This is a genomic window from Fischerella sp. PCC 9605 (genome assembly GCF_000517105.1).
Taxonomy (GTDB): domain Bacteria; phylum Cyanobacteriota; class Cyanobacteriia; order Cyanobacteriales; family Nostocaceae; genus PCC9605.
In genome coordinates this window covers 278,763-295,161 of sequence record NZ_KI912153.1, presented here as the reverse complement: position 1 = coordinate 295,161, position 16,399 = coordinate 278,763, and the positions used below count along the sequence as shown (strand labels likewise).

General features: G+C 42.6%; 12 protein-coding genes and 3 pseudogenes. 8 read left to right on the top strand and 7 right to left on the bottom strand.

Annotation, left to right across the window (positions count from 1 at the left end; translation table 11 throughout):
• Positions 1–68: 68 nt before the first annotated feature.
• The 4 genes and pseudogenes from FIS9605_RS0133810 to FIS9605_RS46880 all read left to right on the top strand — a co-directional run bounded on the left by FIS9605_RS0133810 (position 69) and on the right by FIS9605_RS46880 (position 5,862).
• On the top strand, positions 69–1,259 hold the full coding sequence (locus tag FIS9605_RS0133810; protein WP_026736423.1) for a sigma-70 family RNA polymerase sigma factor: 1,191 nt from the start codon (positions 69–71) through the stop codon (positions 1,257–1,259).
• Positions 1,249–2,469, top strand: coding sequence for a DUF1822 family protein (locus tag FIS9605_RS0133805; protein WP_231510589.1), 1,221 nt, complete (start codon positions 1,249–1,251; stop codon positions 2,467–2,469). The genes FIS9605_RS0133810 and FIS9605_RS0133805 overlap by 11 nt, the downstream gene beginning before the upstream one ends.
• 76 nt (positions 2,470–2,545) lie before the next feature.
• Positions 2,546–4,930 carry a CHASE2 domain-containing protein gene (locus FIS9605_RS39470; protein ID WP_051470276.1) on the top strand — a complete coding sequence of 795 codons (2,385 nt, stop codon included), beginning with the start codon at positions 2,546–2,548 and terminating at the stop codon, positions 4,928–4,930.
• 100 nt (positions 4,931–5,030) lie between these two features.
• A pseudogene (locus tag FIS9605_RS46880) lies at positions 5,031–5,862 on the top strand (DUF928 domain-containing protein).
• A gap of 157 nt (positions 5,863–6,019) precedes the next feature.
• On the opposite strand, the gene FIS9605_RS0133790 reads toward FIS9605_RS46880, so the two are convergent.
• From FIS9605_RS0133790 to FIS9605_RS0133770, 4 genes and pseudogenes are all read right to left on the bottom strand, one after another.
• Entirely contained in the window at positions 6,020–7,867 is a 1,848-nt protein-coding gene (locus FIS9605_RS0133790; RefSeq protein ID WP_026736421.1) for a serine/threonine-protein kinase, read from the bottom strand.
• 435 nt (positions 7,868–8,302) lie between these two features.
• On the bottom strand, positions 8,303–9,364 hold the full coding sequence (mtnA, locus tag FIS9605_RS0133785; RefSeq protein WP_026736420.1) for an S-methyl-5-thioribose-1-phosphate isomerase: 1,062 nt from the start codon (positions 9,362–9,364) through the stop codon (positions 8,303–8,305).
• 147 nt (positions 9,365–9,511) lie between these two features.
• On the bottom strand, positions 9,512–11,419 hold the full coding sequence (gene dxs, locus FIS9605_RS0133780; RefSeq protein WP_026736419.1) for a 1-deoxy-D-xylulose-5-phosphate synthase: 1,908 nt from the start codon (positions 11,417–11,419) through the stop codon (positions 9,512–9,514).
• Positions 11,420–11,673: 254 nt separating this feature from the next.
• Positions 11,674–11,826 (bottom strand): annotated as a pseudogene (locus tag FIS9605_RS0133770) (S-layer homology domain-containing protein); the annotation flags it as partial.
• 150 nt (positions 11,827–11,976) lie between these two features.
• Between FIS9605_RS0133770 and FIS9605_RS44715 the strand changes: the two are divergent.
• The 3 genes from FIS9605_RS44715 to FIS9605_RS39455 all read left to right on the top strand — a co-directional run bounded on the left by FIS9605_RS44715 (position 11,977) and on the right by FIS9605_RS39455 (position 13,518).
• Complete coding sequence (locus tag FIS9605_RS44715; RefSeq protein WP_269321129.1) at positions 11,977–12,228, top strand: transposase; 252 nt, start codon at positions 11,977–11,979, stop codon at positions 12,226–12,228.
• A complete protein-coding gene (locus FIS9605_RS41600) occupies positions 12,206–12,667 on the top strand; it encodes a transposase (protein WP_072032459.1) in 462 nt (153 codons plus the stop codon). Before FIS9605_RS44715 ends, FIS9605_RS41600 begins: the two co-directional genes overlap by 23 nt.
• Positions 12,668–13,002: 335 nt before the next feature.
• A complete protein-coding gene (locus FIS9605_RS39455) occupies positions 13,003–13,518 on the top strand; it encodes an RRXRR domain-containing protein (RefSeq protein ID WP_082209945.1) in 516 nt (171 codons plus the stop codon).
• A gap of 189 nt (positions 13,519–13,707) precedes the next feature.
• Here FIS9605_RS39455 and FIS9605_RS39450 read toward each other — a convergent pair.
• The 3 genes and pseudogenes from FIS9605_RS39450 to FIS9605_RS0133745 form a co-directional block, all read right to left on the bottom strand.
• A pseudogene (locus FIS9605_RS39450) lies at positions 13,708–14,852 on the bottom strand (ISAs1 family transposase).
• An 84-nt stretch (positions 14,853–14,936) separates the two neighbouring features.
• Positions 14,937–15,323: a hypothetical protein gene (locus FIS9605_RS0133750; protein ID WP_026736416.1), complete on the bottom strand. Its 387-nt coding sequence runs from the start codon at positions 15,321–15,323 to the stop codon at positions 14,937–14,939.
• Between the two features lie 9 nt (positions 15,324–15,332).
• Complete coding sequence (locus FIS9605_RS0133745; protein ID WP_026736415.1) at positions 15,333–15,629, bottom strand: SAM-dependent methyltransferase; 297 nt, start codon at positions 15,627–15,629, stop codon at positions 15,333–15,335.
• A gap of 313 nt (positions 15,630–15,942) precedes the next feature.
• On the opposite strand from FIS9605_RS0133745, the gene FIS9605_RS44710 reads away from it, so the two are divergent.
• Positions 15,943–16,233: a hypothetical protein gene (locus FIS9605_RS44710; protein ID WP_026736414.1), complete on the top strand. Its 291-nt coding sequence runs from the start codon at positions 15,943–15,945 to the stop codon at positions 16,231–16,233.
• Positions 16,234–16,399 lie beyond the last annotated feature (166 nt).

Here is a 16,399-nt window from a genome sequence, read left to right as displayed (position 1 = left end):
TTTAGTTGAGCGCTAAAGTAAAGGTCATTCATGACTAAGCTAAAAAAAATTTATATTTTTAATTGCTTATGCGTCCTCGCCAACAAATAACAGATATGTTCTCCACATTCGTGCAGTTGCAGGGAGACAGATTTAGTAAATGGTTAACTGACACCAGATTGCGTCGAAGTATTCAAAATTGTTTGCAGCACTTCCCACAAACTTATAATTCAGAAAACTTTTTGACTCTTTACTGGCACAAACACTGGCAAAACCAATCTACCAGTCTCGCCAAAATGCATTTGTCTGCTTATTTACAAGAACAGTTTTATTGGGCTGCACAAGCAACAGTTGCCAAGTTGACAAGCAGCCAGTACAGCTTGGCTGATTGCTTTCAACTTGCCAATGCTGAGGTCGAAAGCATCCTTAAAGAATTCAATCCTAATATCAGCAATAACTTAAAAGCCTATGCCAGCATGGCGGTTCTCAGTCGGCTGAGAGATATTTTACGCCAACGCCGGGAAGCAGATTTTTGCACAGACTGGTCATTGTTACGCAAGGTAAGTAAAAAGCAACTATTAGCAGCTCTTAATCAGGCTGGATTATCACCAGTTTCCATTGCTCAATATCGCCTAGCCTGGACTTGTTTCAAACAACTGTATGTCCATAATCAGCCTGGAGGTACGGGTAAGTTAGCAGAACCCAGTCACCAAGTTTGGGAAGCGATCGCCAACCTCTACAATAGTGAACGACAAAGCCAACTAACTCAAGCTACGAGGCAATGCAACGCAGACACAATTAAACAATGGTTAACCCAGACGGCAATGAGTGTGCGTACCTATCTCTATCCGCCTGTTATTTCTCTGAATATTACTAAAGATGACACCAATATAATGCTTGATTTGCCAGATCCATCTTCTGATTCATTAATAGCTGAACTGATAGCCGAAGAGGACGCCCGCAATCGAGCAAACCAACAAAATCAAATAAATAACGTATTATCAAATGCTTTACAGCTTCTTGATGCACAATCTCAAGAATTACTAAAACTTTACTATCAACAGGGACAAACTCAGCTACAAATCGTACAACATTTGCGGCTGAGTCAACCAACAGTTTCCCGACGGCTGGTTAAAGCCAGAGAATCCTTGCTGGCAGCATTAATCAAATGGAGTCAGGAAACAGTGAATATTTCTGTGAGTTCCAACCAAATTAAAGATCTGAGTACCGCTTTAGAAGAATGGCTGAAAAATCATTTAATCGTCAATTATGAGTTATGAATTGATTCAGGTTGCAAACATGACTTGCCCGTTCGGTAATCCGAGAGAATGGTTGTTAGAAACCTCATCAACACTCCAAGCACAGTCTTGGCGGCAAAGCTTGGTTTATGCTACACCTGCCAGTCGTTGGTGCGCTTATATTAATCAAATTTGTCTCGATACCTTTTTGAATTGGATCAAAACTGAATATTTTCCCGAAGCTACTGTCTGGCCAAATGCCCATACCATGACAACTTTTTGGGAATTTGTAAATGGTACAGCAATTTTATTAAGAAATCAGCGAGTAGTTTTAATTCCCAGCGAAGCTATAGATGATAGCGAATTAGAAATACCTCAGGAATGGGTAGATATTCCTAACTGGGCAGCAGACTATTATTTAGCAGTCCAAGTCAAACCAGATGGTGAATCGGTGCGAATTTGGGGTTACATAACCCATAAACAACTCAAATCTGTTGGTAGCTACGATCCATTAGACAGGACTTATTGCATAGACGCACAGCATTTAACAAAAGACCTCAATGCTTTCTGTTTGAGTGTTCAATTTTGTACAGAAGAAGAAACTCAAGCTACAATAACTCCACTACCAGAACTATCAACAACTGTTGCCGAGAATCTCATATCAAGATTGAGTAATTCAACAGTTACTTTTCCTAGGCTGGCTATACCATTTACAACTTGGGCATCACTACTTGCAAATGAACACTGGCGACAGCGCTTATACGAACAACGGCAACAGTCACGATCTGTCAAAGAGCAAAAGCCAGTGAATCTCAGCTGTTGGCTCAAAGGTATTTACGAGACTCCTTGGCAACCTATTGAAACTATTTTAGGTTCAAACTCAAAAAGTTTAGCCTTTAATTTTAGAAGTGTCGCTGGCTTAAGAACTGCCAGTGTCAGGCGAGCCAAGCTGATTGATTTGGGAATGCAAATCAAGTCTCAGAAAGTGGTGCTACTAATTGCCTTGATACCTGAGAACGATAGACAAGTTAGTGTTCGCGTCCAACTACATCCACCTCTTGGAGAAATCTACTTACCTGCAAATATCAAGCTGGCTTTGCTTTTAGAATCAGGAGAGACGATTCAAGAAGTACAAGCTAGAGAACAAGATAACTATGTGCAATTGAAGCGCTTTGATGTAGAAGTAGGAGAATACTTTAATATCCAAATTGCCCTTGATGGTTATCAGATCGCAGAAAGTTTTGTGGTTTAGTAATTAGTTATTGGTTGGTGGTTGGTAGTTGTTTGGAACAAACAACAAACAACAAACAACGAACAACAAAAGAAAAATGAGTAAATTAGTCGTTATCAGCTTGTTAGGAGGAGACTTAAATCGAGGATTCCCTGTAGTTACTGCTCAACTATGGGATGTGAATCAATCTTTCCCAATGAAATTTACAGGTAGTTTGCCAGCAGTACCTGAACTAGGCGAACTCTATAAAAGGTGGCGGTTACTGTATGAAGCCGTACATTATCGTTTGGGCAGCAATCATCGCATTAAAGTGCATTCCCAAGATATTACCAATATCTCTGTGCATGACTTTGATGATGTATGTCAACAACTAAAAGCAAGCATCAATGGGTGGTTGAATTCAGAGTCATTCCAAAATATTGAACGCCAGTTGCGGACTTTACTCAGTCCCAATGACGAAATTCGAGTAATTTTTGAAACAAATGTTGCTTTACTGCATCGGCTGCCTTGCCATTTGTGGAACTTTTTTGAGGATTATCCGAAAGCAGAATTAGCTTTAAGCAATCAGGAATATACGCCTCCTCAGATAATACGAAAATCTCCCACAAACAAAGTCAAGATTTTAGCAATTCTGGGTAACAGCTTTGGTATTGACGTTGAGAAAGACCGCTCTTTGCTACAGAATTTGGCTGGTGCAGAAACTGAATTTCTGGTGGAACCAACACGTAGAGAAGTTGATGAACAACTATGGAATCACAATTGGGATATTCTGTTTTTTGCAGGACATAGCGTTAGTGTTGCTGATGGAGAAACTGGGCAAATTTACATCAATCAAGACGAAAGCTTAACAGTTTCGCAGTTAAAGAATGCGCTGAAAGCGGCAATTACACGCGGTTTAAAACTGGCTATTTTTAACTCCTGTGATGGAATTGGCTTAGCGCGAGATCTGGCTGATTTGAATATTCCGCAAATGATTGTGATGCGCGAAGGGGTACCAGATTTAGTAGCGCAGGAATTCTTGAAAAACTTTCTCCCTGCTTTTGCTGGTGGTAAGCCATTTTACCTAGCTGTGCGAGAAGCGCGGGAAAGACTCCAAGGACTAGAAAATGACTTTCCCTGTGCCAGTTGGTTGCCAGTTATCTGCCAAAATCCTACGACTATTCCAGTTACTTGGCAAGAACTGTGCGGTAGAACCAGTGACACTAAGTCTGATTCCACGAAAAGCAAAATTTCGACTCTTAAGCATAACCTCCGGACTATACTGCTTAGTACTGCGATCGCCACAACTTCAGCTATCAGTTTGAGATACTTCGGAGTGTTTGAGAAAGCCGAATTGCAAACCTTCGACCAAATGATGCTACTGCGACCTCAGGAAGAACCAGATCCCAGATTGCTGATTGTGGAAATCACTGAGAAAGACATCCAATCTCGACGGGAAATCACTTTAGGTTCAAAATCAATCTCAGATAATACCCTAGCTCAGTTACTCAAGCAATTACAAAAGTATCAACCGCGAGTAATTGGAGTGGATATCTATCGAGACTCTGCCGATCCACAAGATCAGTCAAATTCGATAAATCTCGCCAGTGAACTTAGCAACGAGAATGTTGTTGTTGTCTGCAAAGGCAAGGATAGCACATACGACCCCCAAGGCGTTAAACCTCCAGAGGGAGTACCTGTAGAAGGTCAGGGTTTTACTGATGCAATCCACGATCCAGATGGTATCGTTCGCCGCCAAATTCTAATGATGGCGCAGGAGCCTTCATCTCCTTGTGAAACACCTCACTCACTGAGTTTACAACTGGCTGCTCGTTATTTATTTTACGAAAACATAACACCAGAATTAACCGAAGATTATATAAAATTTGGCACTAAGGTCATCAAACGCTTGAAATCTGGTCGCAGTGGTGGTTATCAACAAGGAACGGATTTAGGAGGCTTTCAAATACTAATCAATTATCGTAATGCTTATTCTCCAAGAATTTCTCTTGCAGATGTGCTTAATGGTCAGATTAGCCCCGATTTAGTTAAAGATAAAATTATTCTCATAGGGGTTACTGCTAATAGTAGCAGTGATGCTTGGTCAACTCCCTACAGTGGAGGGCAGCAATATTACCAGAGAATACCAGGCGTTTTGATACAAGCCGAAATGACCAGCCAAATCTTGAGTGCTGCTTTAGACAAAAGACCCATTCTTTGGGTTTTGCCTTACTGGGGTGATATTCTATGGATATTTGGGTGGTCCTTAGCAGCTAGTCTGATAGTTTGTCGCAATCGTTCATTCGTAAGTAAAAGCTGTATAATAATTGCTACGGTTTTCATCCTATACGGTGTGTGTTTAGTAAAAATTTTTGTACCAGGATTATGGGTTCCATTTATTCCCTCTGCCTTTGCTGTGGTTACAAGCAGTACTGTGATGTTACTTGCTGATAAAAAGATGAATGATAACTACTTAAATATACAGAACCGTAAATTTTCTTAAATAATACTTAAATCTTTGACTTTTTTTTAAATTACTTAACCTTGAAATCCTATTCTAGATTTATATCTAAAGCAGGGTGATCAAATTGCTTGTTCAATCAATGAAATGGATGCTGACTGCTGCTCTAGTTGTAAGCAGTGCCTTACAATATCCAGCCAAGGGAATAGCCCAAACTAAAGTACCGGCGACTATTCAGCAACCCGTACAACCAACCAATAAACCTGCTTCACCCAAACAACAAACCTCTCGGCCTGTTTTTATTTGGCCAAAAACACCTCCAAGACTAACTACTGTATCTGGACGTAGAACAGGAATGGGTAGCCGCAATGATTGTCCTGCGGTTGGGACTGCATTAACTGCTTTAGTTCCTGTTCAGGAGCAAGAGCTAGCAAGCAAACATATAAATACATCATCAATTCCTCTAGATGTCTGGGGATTAACTACCTCTGAACGACCGACGTTTTGGTTTTACATTCCCTACACTAACGCTAGCGGTGAATTTGTCTTACAAGATAAACAAGAGAACGATATATAACGATATATATAGAAATGCGATCGCCCTAGGAGCAAAACCAGGTGTGATCGGTGTTTCTCTTCCATCTACTGTCGCCTTACAAGAAGGTAAAACCTATCGTTGGTACTTTAAAGTAAATTGCGATCGCCAACAAACAGCAGCTGTTCCTGTCTATGTAGAAGGAGATATTCAAAGAATCAGTCTGCATCCCAGAATAGAACAGCAGTTAGCAGCAGCAACAAATCCCCGCCAAAAGATCGCAATTTATGCCGCTAATGGTATTTGGTTCGATGCTTTAACCATGCTGGCACAACAGCGCCTTGCTCATCCCGATGATGCATCTGTTGTATCTGATTGGCAAATTTTACTGCGATCGGTCAGATTAGAGGATGTTGCTACGACTCCTCTGGTTAAATGAAAAAGATAAGTAGGTAGTTGGAAATAAAAGCAGCTATGTGTTTTGGAATATAAAAATACTGAAACCCTTACCAATGACAAATGACAAATGACAAATGACGACCCTTACGAGTTAACTTTATTCGTGCGGATCTACTTAGATTGATTAGAAGTTAATTTTAATGCAAATCTGCATCCCAAACACCAATATAAATCTGATCTTCTTTGTTGCGTTGAATCACGCCTTTGACTCCACCAACACTAAATGAGTATTCGTTAGCTTGACGCTGATATACTCTTTGCAATCCTTGGTTAATTTCACCCGAAGCATTGCCCCCTAGCATTCCCTGCAATGTTGATTGCATCACCCCAGGCGAGACAGACTGAGCAAAAGATACTTCTGTTTGCCGTAGCACTCCTGATTTTCTGTCAAATAAATAACCAAGGTCAACACGATTTGGCTCTAATCGGTAAAGATAAGCGCGGGTGTTCCATAAACCTCTAGAAACCTTAGTAGGTTTGCCCAATGATGCTTTCACGGTATTTTCAGAAGTACCTGTAGGGAATCCAGGAACACTGCGACTAATGGTATTAGTTGCAACTTTTGGTTGATTTTCCTGCCGTGGAGGTGGAGAGGATACAGGAGGAACAGGAGTTTCTGGAGGTTGCGTCTGTTCTGGTGTGGGAACTACTGAGGGTTGAGAGTCTTCTGGCGGTGGTTCTGCTGGTTCAAATGTTGATGGCTGTTGCGGTTCTGGTGTAGATGCAACTGGTGGTGGGGAAGAAACAGAAGTTTCTGGCTGTGGTTGTGGTGCAGGTGGTGCAATTGGGGCAGGAGGAGGCTGGGAAGCAACAGGCGTGTCGGTGGGTTCGGTAGTAGGAGTAACAGATGGTGATGTAGGAGTTGGATTTGCAGCGGTAGATTCTTGTGTAATTCCCGGTATAGGTGATGTAGTAATAATTTCTTCTGGTTGTGGCTGACGAATAATATTAGCGATCGCTATCCCACCAATCAAACCACCCACTACCAAACCACCAAAAATCAAAGCGGGTTTTTGCCAATTCCCAGAAGTGGAAGACGCAGGGATAAAAGCAGACTTTTGGGAAGAAGACAAAGGCTGATTTTGCTGAATTTTTGCAGCACCAGGAGACAGGGCAATTGTAGATTGAGTTGTCGAATATGATGGTGTTGGGGGAATAGTGCTAACAGATTGCAAGGCATGTAGCATTTTGCTAGCAGTAGAATAGCGATCGCTAGCTTGGGGTTTAATTGCTTGATTGAGTACCATTGCAAATTGTGACGACACCCCAGAAGCAAGATGCTGCCAAAGTATTTCCCCAGTTTGCGGGTTAGTTTGTAACTCGTGTGGCGGCTGGCCAGTCAGCAGATAAATAGCTGTCAAGCCCAAGCTGTAGATATCAGTAGCATAAACTGGGCGTCCTGCGGCTTGTTCGCTAGGCATATATCCTGGTGTACCAATCACTAATGATTGAGTGGGGTAGCCTGGGTAAGCGACTATAGAACGTATTGTTTCTTTAACTGCACCAAAATCAATTAAAACAGGCTTATTATTGACAGCACGAAGGATGATGTTATCAGGCTTGATATCTCGATGGATGATGCCTTTACTGTGAACATAATCCAAGACTGACAACAGACTCAATAAAATTTCCTTGACTGTATTTTCACCGAGTGGCCCTTGAGCTTCAACAATGTTTGTCAGAGTTTGACCTTGAATCCATTCTTGGACAAGGTAAAATTGCCCATGCTCAGAAAAATAGGCGTAGAGTTTGGGAATTTGGTCACTACTTTCGCCAAGCAATTCCAAGATTGCCGCTTCCCGTTCAAACCGCTGTTGAATCATTTTGTAGGTTTGCGGGTCATTTGTCACTGGTTTGAGTTGCTTAATCACACAGCGACGACGAGAGGGCATGTGGGTATCTTCTGCTAAAAAAGTTTCGCCAAACCCACCAGCACCAAGTACCTGAATAACTTGATAACGATTGTTTAACTGCGTTATTGTCATGCCCAATTGCAAGCGAGCGTTGTTTACAAATTTATATCAAAAGAACAGACGCATTTAAGACAAGATATATCCCAGACAACAAGTATTAAGCCTCTGCAAAAAGTGATGTTTTTGTCAAGTTTTTAAACTTTCTGTAAAAATCGTTATTTTTTATCGACCACAGATGTACGCAGATTGTTTATCTATTGGGATCTGCCCGATAGTCGGTTGCAGACTACTGGGACATGCGTTAACTAATAAATTAGCAGTAATAAAAATGGCAGATTTTTTCAGTAAATATTGCATCCAGTTAGCTTTGAATATGAAGTTCATAAATAGGCGATCGCACCCATAATTACCAAGATTTGCCAAAATATAAGCACAACAAAACAACCAACTTGGTTTTTCCGCAGAAAATTTGCCAAGTCCTTGCTGTGCTTTTGCTGTGCATTATTGCTAAACCATTTGCTTTAGCTGTAACTGTTTTAACTCACCAGGAGCAAATGCACCATTCTCTGTAATGATGGCTGTGATTAATTCTGCTGGGGTGACATCAAAAGCAGGATTATAAAATTCCACGCCTGCTGGTGTTAGGATGGTTTCACCAACTTGATATATTTCTGTTGGGTCACGCTCCTCAATCGGAATTTGACTGCCATCAGATAGGGAAAAATCAACAGTCGAAAGCGGCGCAGCCACAAAGAAAGGAATATGATGTGCTTTAGATACAAGTGCTAAACTATACGTGCCAATTTTGTTAGCTGTATCTCCATTAGCAGCGATTCGATCAGCACCGACAATAACGGCATCAATCATACCCTGCTTCATGCAATGGGCAGCCATACTGTCAGTAATTAACGTAACTGGAATGCCTTCTTGGACACATTCCCAGGTAGTGAGTTTTGCACCTTGCAACCTTGGGCGGGTTTCGTCAGCAAATACCCGTGTCAACCGTCCTTCTCGCCAAGCGGAACGCACCACACCCAAAGCTGTACCATAACCTGCGGTTGCTAATGCCCCAGCGTTGCAATGAGTCAGTAAAGTCAGTTGTTCTAGGCGAGTAGGCAAAACTTTTAAGCCATTATCACCGATTGCCTGACAGGTTTGTAAATCCTCCGCATTGATAGTTTGGGCAGTTTGAAACAGAGCTTTTTTGATGTCGCCTACACTGCCTAGCGTTTCATATGCTACCTTGATCATCCGAGATATCGCCCAAAATAAATTCACTGCCGTCGGACGAGTGCAACGCAACATATCCGCCACATTTTCCAAGTGATGCAAAAATTCATCGCGGTTGTTTGTGTGAATTTCCCTTGCCCCAAGATACATTCCATAAGCAGCAGCAACACCAATAGCAGGCGCACCTCTAACAATCATAGTTTTGATTGCTACTGCCATATCTTCACTGCGACTAATTTCGACAAATGCGTATTCACTCGGCAGGCGGGTTTGGTCAATGAGTGAAACTGAATCGTTGTGCCAAATAACAGGATAGACTTGGTTAGTTTGGGAAAACATGTTTTTTTAGAGTAATGGGAACCACCAAGACACAAAGTCAGAGAAAGGGGGAAAGGGAAAAGGTGAAAGGAGAAAGGATTAATAAAATCCCTTTACCCTTTAACCTTTCCCCTTTACCCTTTATTTGTGTCTTTGTGGTTAATTTTATTAGACTACTGCCGATCTTTGCTGACTAAAGAAAGCTTGCAAAATCTTTTCAGCAATCTGCGGACTTGTTAAGCCTAATTCTGCCTTGGATTCATTTGGTTGTGCATGTTCCACCAACACATCTGGCACGCCAATTCGCTTGATTGGAACCACAATATCAGCATCTAGCAAAGCTTCTGCCACTGCGGAACCAAAGCCACCCATGACGCAGCCTTCTTCCAATGTCACAACGCGCCCAATTGTCTGTGCTAATGGGAAGATCAATTCTGTATCTAAAGGCTTGGCAAAACGGGCATTAATCACAGTCGCTTCTATACCGTGTTCGCTGAGAATTTCTGCCGCTTGCAGGGCTGAATGCACCATAGTGCCGTAGCCTAACATTAACACGTCATCGCCGTGGCGGAGAATTTCTGCTTTGCCAATTTCCAGAGGTTCCCAACCTTCTTCCATTAAGGGGACGCCGTAGCCGTTACCACGGGGAAAACGCATAGCGATTGGCCCGGTGGTGTGGTTTACGCCAGTCACGATCATCCGCTGTAATTCGGCTTCGTCTTTGGGTGCCATCAGTACCATATTGGGAATACAGCGCAGATAGGCAATGTCGTACATACCTTGGTGGGTGGGGCCATCAGCACCGACAATTCCAGCCCGATCCATGCAGAAGAATACAGGCAAGTTTTGGATGCAGACATCGTGAATGATCTGGTCGTAGGCGCGTTGCAGGAAGGTAGAGTAGATAGCGACTACAGGACGCATACCTTCAGATGCAAGTCCAGCAGAGAGAGTGACGGCATGTTGTTCGGCAATACCCACATCGATATATTGATTGGGTAACTTGGCTTGGAGTTTGTCTAAGCCTGTTCCGGTTGCCATCGCGGCAGTAATACCGATGATTTTCGGGTTTTGTTCGGCGAGTTTGACTAAGGTGTGGGCAAAAACTTTACTGTAGCCAGGGGGTTTGGGTTTGTTAGAGGGAATTGCTTTACCTGTAGTCAAGTTGAAGGGAGTTTGGGCATGGTAGCCGACTTGGTCTTGTTCGGCAATTTCGTAGCCTTTGCCCTTCGTTGTTGCCACATGCACTAACACAGGCCCGGGGATTTGATGTGCCTGTTGGAAGGTAGCAATCAATTCTTCTAAATTATGCCCGTCTACTGGACCAATGTAAGTAAAGCCGAGTTCTTCAAAAACTGCACCCACTTTTGGTACAGCCAAGCGCTTCATCCCTTCTTTAATGCGTCCTAGTTCTGGAGAAAGAGATTCACCAACAAAAGGAATTTGCTTAACTTGTTCCTCAAAATTATCTTTGAGAAACTGCACCGGCCCGCTAAGGCGCATTTTGTTGAGGTAGCGGGGAATTGCCCCAACGTTAGGAGATATTGACATTTCGTTGTCGTTGAGGACAACTAGTAAATTAGTTTTGGGTAGATGTCCGGCGTGATTGATGGCTTCTAATGCCATACCACCAGTCAGCGCCCCATCACCAATGATGGCTGCAACTTTAAATTTTTCCCCTTTGGCGTCTCGCGCTAAAGCCATACCCAAAGCTGCGGAGATGCTAGTAGAAGCGTGTCCTGCGCCGAAATGGTCAAATTTGCTTTCACAACGTTTGAGATAACCAGCAATTCCGTCTTTTTGCCGTAGGGTATCGAAGCGACTATAGCGTCCTGTAATGAGTTTATGAGGATACGCTTGATGTCCTACATCCCAAATAACTTTATCACGGTCTAAGTCTAGTGTTTGGTACAGCCCTAAGGTCAACTCTACAACACCTAACCCAGGTCCCAAATGTCCTCCGGTAGCAGCTACGGTTTGCAAATGCTTATCCCGGATCTGACGAGCTATTTGTTGCAGCTGTCGAATTGATAAACCATGCAACTGGTTGGGATGAGTAATTTCACTCAAATGCATACTATAGCATTTTCCTCTCTAAATCTTATATACTGATTCTCCCACGCTTGGGTGAACAGCTACTTTGAGAGTCAAGAGTTAGTAGTTGGTTGGTGGTTGGTGGTTGGTGGTTTACTACTTCCTCCACTTTCCCCATCTCCCCATTGCCCCTAATCCCCAACGCCAGGTGCTTTATGCCGGGGAACCCGTCCACCGCACTTGCTCCTCCAAGCGCGGTTGTGGGGGCCGGTGAGTTCCCCATCTCCCCATCTTCCCTAAAGCGGCAGAGGCGCAGGAGGTGCATCTGGTATTTCCGCATCTGGTTGTTGTCTTTGCAGATATTGACTCAATATGTAAGCCATATCACCGCGATTCATGGGTTTTAATGGAGAAATGTTACCTTGAGCGTCTGTATTGACAAATGAATCTATCCCACTAATACCATAAATGTGATCATCTGCTTTTGAAATCACAAGAGTGTATCACAGTATGACTGGGCGGATTGAAGGATTAACGGACTAAGCATTACGGCTGTTTGAAGATATATTTCCTAAAGAACCAGAAAAGCGCGATCGCGTCTGGGCCACACGCTCCCGGAACGTCATGTACTTAACACCTTGCTGTATATATTGATAACTCTATGTCGTTGGTGCGATGTTCCACAGGGAGAAATCTGGGCATCCAAAAGTGCCGCACACAGATGGCTACAACGTTGGCAAAAAGATGGAAGCTTAGATAATTTACAAGCACGTATATTAAGGATTGCAGAAGAAAGAGGATTAATCAACTGGGATTATGGTGCAGTTGATGGGTCTTTTTCCCCCGCTTAATGGTGGCGGTGAAGGTGTTAAGTACGGTCGGAAAGGTAAGGGAATTTTAATACACACCTTGACCGATGGCAATGGTCTGCCCTTGGCTAATCGCACAACCCCAGCCAACGGTAGCCAAACAGATCAAGTGATACCACTGTTAGATAGTGTCAAGGTCAAAACGAATAGACCCGGTAGACCTCGTAAACGAGTCAAAGTACTCGCTGCTGATAAAGGTTACGATTCTAAGGATAAACGTGCAGCCTTGCGTAAACGTGGTATTAGACCACAGTTACCTAAGCGTGTTTGGAAGACCAAGAAAAATCGAGGCAGACCAATTAAAATCTCAGTTCCACGCTTTCAGCAAGAACGTTGTTTCGCCTGGTATCAAAGAAAATACCGCCGTCTCGTTGTGCGATGGAGCGAATTTCCGCCTGCTTCAATGCTTTTCTTTCCTTAGCGACAGCTCACATTTGGGTTAACAGAATTTTACTTAGTGGGATAGGTTCTAGAATAGCACGCAAGCAGCGTTGCAGTTAGCCGTTAAGGATGACCCCTATTTATGGATATGTAGACAGAGTCAATAACCCCGCCCGCTCCGAGGGACGGGGCTTGTAAGAGGCAAATCTTACGTGTTTGACTAGCCCACTGAGACACTGACTGACACGTACTGCCAGATGCTTCCCCAGTCTGGTCTATCTACAAACTGTTTTGCCGACAGTGTTGGGTAATGCCAAGCCATTCAGGAGAGTGTTGGGCGAGGGGACTTAATACTCTACTCGGAGGTTTATCACCATGTTACGAGTACCAGTTTTATCGCCATCAGGCAAACAATTAATGCCAACAAAGGCTAGTAGGGCGCGTCGTTGGCTCAAAGAGGGGAAAGCGCGGGTTGTGTGCAACGACCTTGGTATTTTCCAAATCCAATTAGTTAGATGCCCTAGAACTACCAACACGCAGCCTATTACAGTTGGTATCGACCCTGGCAAGCATTACACAGTTATTGGTGTGCAGTCCGCAAAGTCTACCCTGTGGTTAGCTCATCTCCAATTGCCGTTCAAAATTGTGCGAGAACGCATGGAGCAACGGCGCATGATGCGGAGAGGGCGTAGAGGCAGACGGATTAACCGCAAGATTGCATTCTCAAAACGCGCACATCGTCAACGACGCTTTGACAACCGTCGTCAATGTAAGATTCCACCAAGTATTCGTGCTAACCGCGAATTAGAATTGCGAGTGCTTGACGAGTTATCGCTGATTTACCCAGGGCAAACGCATCTAATTTTCACAAACCAAAAATGTTTGAGTTGAAGGCTTACAAAATCACCTTTCCAATAATGCGATCGCTATTTTTAATTAGAAAGACCTTGAGTTACTTTAAATAGATATAAAAAAAGGTAATGAAACAACCAAAACATTAAAACTACTGTATAAAACAGATGTATGTTGGCTACAAACATCAATCTGTCAATCTGAAAAAAGTGACTAATGTATACAAATCTATAATCTGGAGATTCCAGATAAAACTTTTTCTAAATATTCATTCTCCCATCCGGCTTTATTACGTTTACGTTTTACTCCAGTTTTGAGAGTTTTTTCTTGATTGAAAAGATTTAACGCAATCTGTCTTAGGATGGCAAAGTTCTGAGGTGCATTATCCTTCCTAATTCGAGAATCATCAAGAGTGAAATGCAACATCTAATACCCAATGGAGTTGATTTTCTATGTTCCAGTGTCCACGTATGGCTTGGGCGAATAATTCAGCATTTTGAGATAGGCTGCTAATAAAATAACAAGTTTCAAGTTTAGTTTTTCCATTTTCTGTTCGCATGAAATTGATCATGCCTACTGAATGAAAATTTTCCCAATTACCTTCAGGGTCTATAAGAGCTTGAACATTAGTTAACACGGTGCAAAGTCTGGTTTCGTTACGACCATGACTATGTTGGGTTGCACGTATTTCGCTATCCTCAAATCCTTGAAATCGTGCTTTGATAGCTTCTTCAAATAAGCTCTCTACCCTTGAATATAAATTTTTTTGGTTCTTTTTTAAGGTAATTATGTAATCTCCTCCTTGGTCAACAATTTGTTTAACAATATCTTTTTGGCATCCCATTGCATCTATAGTTAGAATACAACCCTTTAAACATAAAAGTTTTAGTAATTCAGGAATGGCAGTTATTTCGTTTGATTTCTCATCAACTTTAACTTGCCCTAAAACTAATCTTTGAGATACTACCCAAGCGTTAACCATATGAATAGCAGCTTGATCGTTTGAAGTATCGTCAGAACTACGTAGTGTTTTTCCATCAATAGAAATTAGTTCACCCGAAGTTAATTGATTAACCGATTGAACCCAATTTATAAAACATTGTTGGAATTGTTCTGGATGAATACGTGCAAACACATGCGCAAATGTATCGTGAGAAGGAATTCCATTTTTAAGTTCTAAAAATTGTTTTAACCATTCATATTTAGCATCGCGCCTCTATTTCAATATCCTCCCAAGTTTCTGCACCACAAATCACAGCACAAATTGCAATTGCGATCATGTCTGTTAATTTGTGTAACTTTGTACGTTCTACCCTTGGGTCATCAATATCATTAAAAAATTCTGCAATTGTAATTTTTGGTTTAAGTTTCATTCGCCTTGCTGGGAATGGTGCTTCTATAAACGTGAAGAATTAATATTTTTTGAGAATACCACTGAGTCCCAAAAGCACGATCGCTTAGTGAGCATGTTTCTCAAGCAAAAAGAAACCAAAACCCATTGTCTGATGCCCCCACTTTAAATACCCGCGTTGCCATTCGTGTATCCGCTTAAACGCTATCTGGTCATCACTTTGCATTGCAGCAAGATAGCGCTTATAAGCGTGTCTACCCTCAAAATCATCCCACTCATCCTCACTGCTCCGACACAGATAAAGCGGGATGAATCCCTCCTCAATCGCGATATCCACAGTCGTTAAGTAGTCTACGTGTGGATTCTCCCCTGCCATCAACTCCAAATATTGTGCGGTCGGCTCCTTTTTCCAAAAAATTGTGCCAACTAGCAATCTTCCTGCATCACTCAAAACATCAGAGCAATATTGGAGCGTTTGACGATAACCACCCAAAATAAATTCTCAGCCAATGCAAATGATTAAGTCTACTTTATGTGCTTCCCAATTAAACGATCGCGCATCTTGGCAAACAAAGGACAAATTTTCGTCTGGAACTCGCAAGCGTGCTTTTTCATTGGCTAGCGCGATACATTCTGGATTGCTGTCAAGTTCAATCCCACTAATTTTATATCGCTCCGCAATTTGAATTAAAAACTCCCCTTCACCGCAACCAACATCTAGGACACAACTATCATCAGCAATGGCAAGTTGCTTTACAAGACGGTCAGCTTTCTCGCGCGAGAGTGGACAGTTAAACAAATGCGCCTCACAGATAAATTTGAAAACACCTCTTTACCGACAATCCACGCGGCATAACTGTATATTATGCCGCGTACACTGGTCTAACACGCTTTTGCTTGTAGTTTTTAACCACTTGCATAGCACTCAAGGAAGTTTCTGCACACTTATTTTACCAAAGTTTTAACTCCCTATCTTTGTACTACTTTACCCATAGCTGTAGACTCAGTACGACTGCCCCAATTTAGATGCGTTTGCCCTGCTGATTTACCCAATTACTACAGTTGCCTACGAAATAGTAAAAGCGCGTGGCGATAAAGGATTCAGTCCTGTGATGGTTGGTCAGAAATGGCAATTAGAAAATCTTACTGATTACGGCGAAGTTAAGCAAGTTGAAGATTGGCAGACTGCAAACATTAGACAACAACTAGGACTACACAAACAAAAACACTCTAAGGGTGATGCAATCCCTGCAACCCACGCCGTAGACGGTGTTGCTTTGGCATGTAGCGCTTTCATTCGATATGGCATGATTGACCGCCAAACAATGGGCTGGAAAGGTAATGTCGCCATCACTCCGGCAGCATTTACAGTGATTCGTCGCCCCCCAATATCGCGTCGCTAACTTCATCTCATGGTTCCTGCCAAGGGAGGAGTGAGGAGAAAATACGTGGCACTGTGACGCGGCATGGGTTCAGAAAAGGCGACTGTGTGGAAGCTACTCAAGGAATCAAAACTTATTGCGGTTGGGTGAGTGGCGATACCTCTAAGTAGAACGACTTAAAAAAACC

Bases quoted from the DNA above. Each gene is read 5' to 3' on its own strand.
- FIS9605_RS0133810 (WP_026736423.1), top strand. From the start codon at position 69: ATGCGTCCTCGCCAACAAATAACAGATATGTTCTCCACATTCGTGCAG.
- FIS9605_RS0133805 (WP_231510589.1), top strand. From the start codon at position 1,249: ATGAGTTATGAATTGATTCAGGTTGCAAACATGACTTGCCCGTTCGGT.
- FIS9605_RS39470 (WP_051470276.1), top strand. From the start codon at position 2,546: ATGAGTAAATTAGTCGTTATCAGCTTGTTAGGAGGAGACTTAAATCGA.
- FIS9605_RS0133790 (WP_026736421.1), bottom strand. From the start codon at position 7,867: ATGACAATAACGCAGTTAAACAATCGTTATCAAGTTATTCAGGTACTT.
- mtnA (WP_026736420.1), bottom strand. From the start codon at position 9,364: ATGTTTTCCCAAACTAACCAAGTCTATCCTGTTATTTGGCACAACGAT.
- dxs (WP_026736419.1), bottom strand. From the start codon at position 11,419: ATGCATTTGAGTGAAATTACTCATCCCAACCAGTTGCATGGTTTATCA.
- FIS9605_RS41600 (WP_072032459.1), top strand. From the start codon at position 12,206: ATGGGTCTTTTTCCCCCGCTTAATGGTGGCGGTGAAGGTGTTAAGTAC.
- FIS9605_RS39455 (WP_082209945.1), top strand. From the start codon at position 13,003: ATGTTACGAGTACCAGTTTTATCGCCATCAGGCAAACAATTAATGCCA.
- FIS9605_RS44710 (WP_026736414.1), top strand. From the start codon at position 15,943: ATGGTTGGTCAGAAATGGCAATTAGAAAATCTTACTGATTACGGCGAA.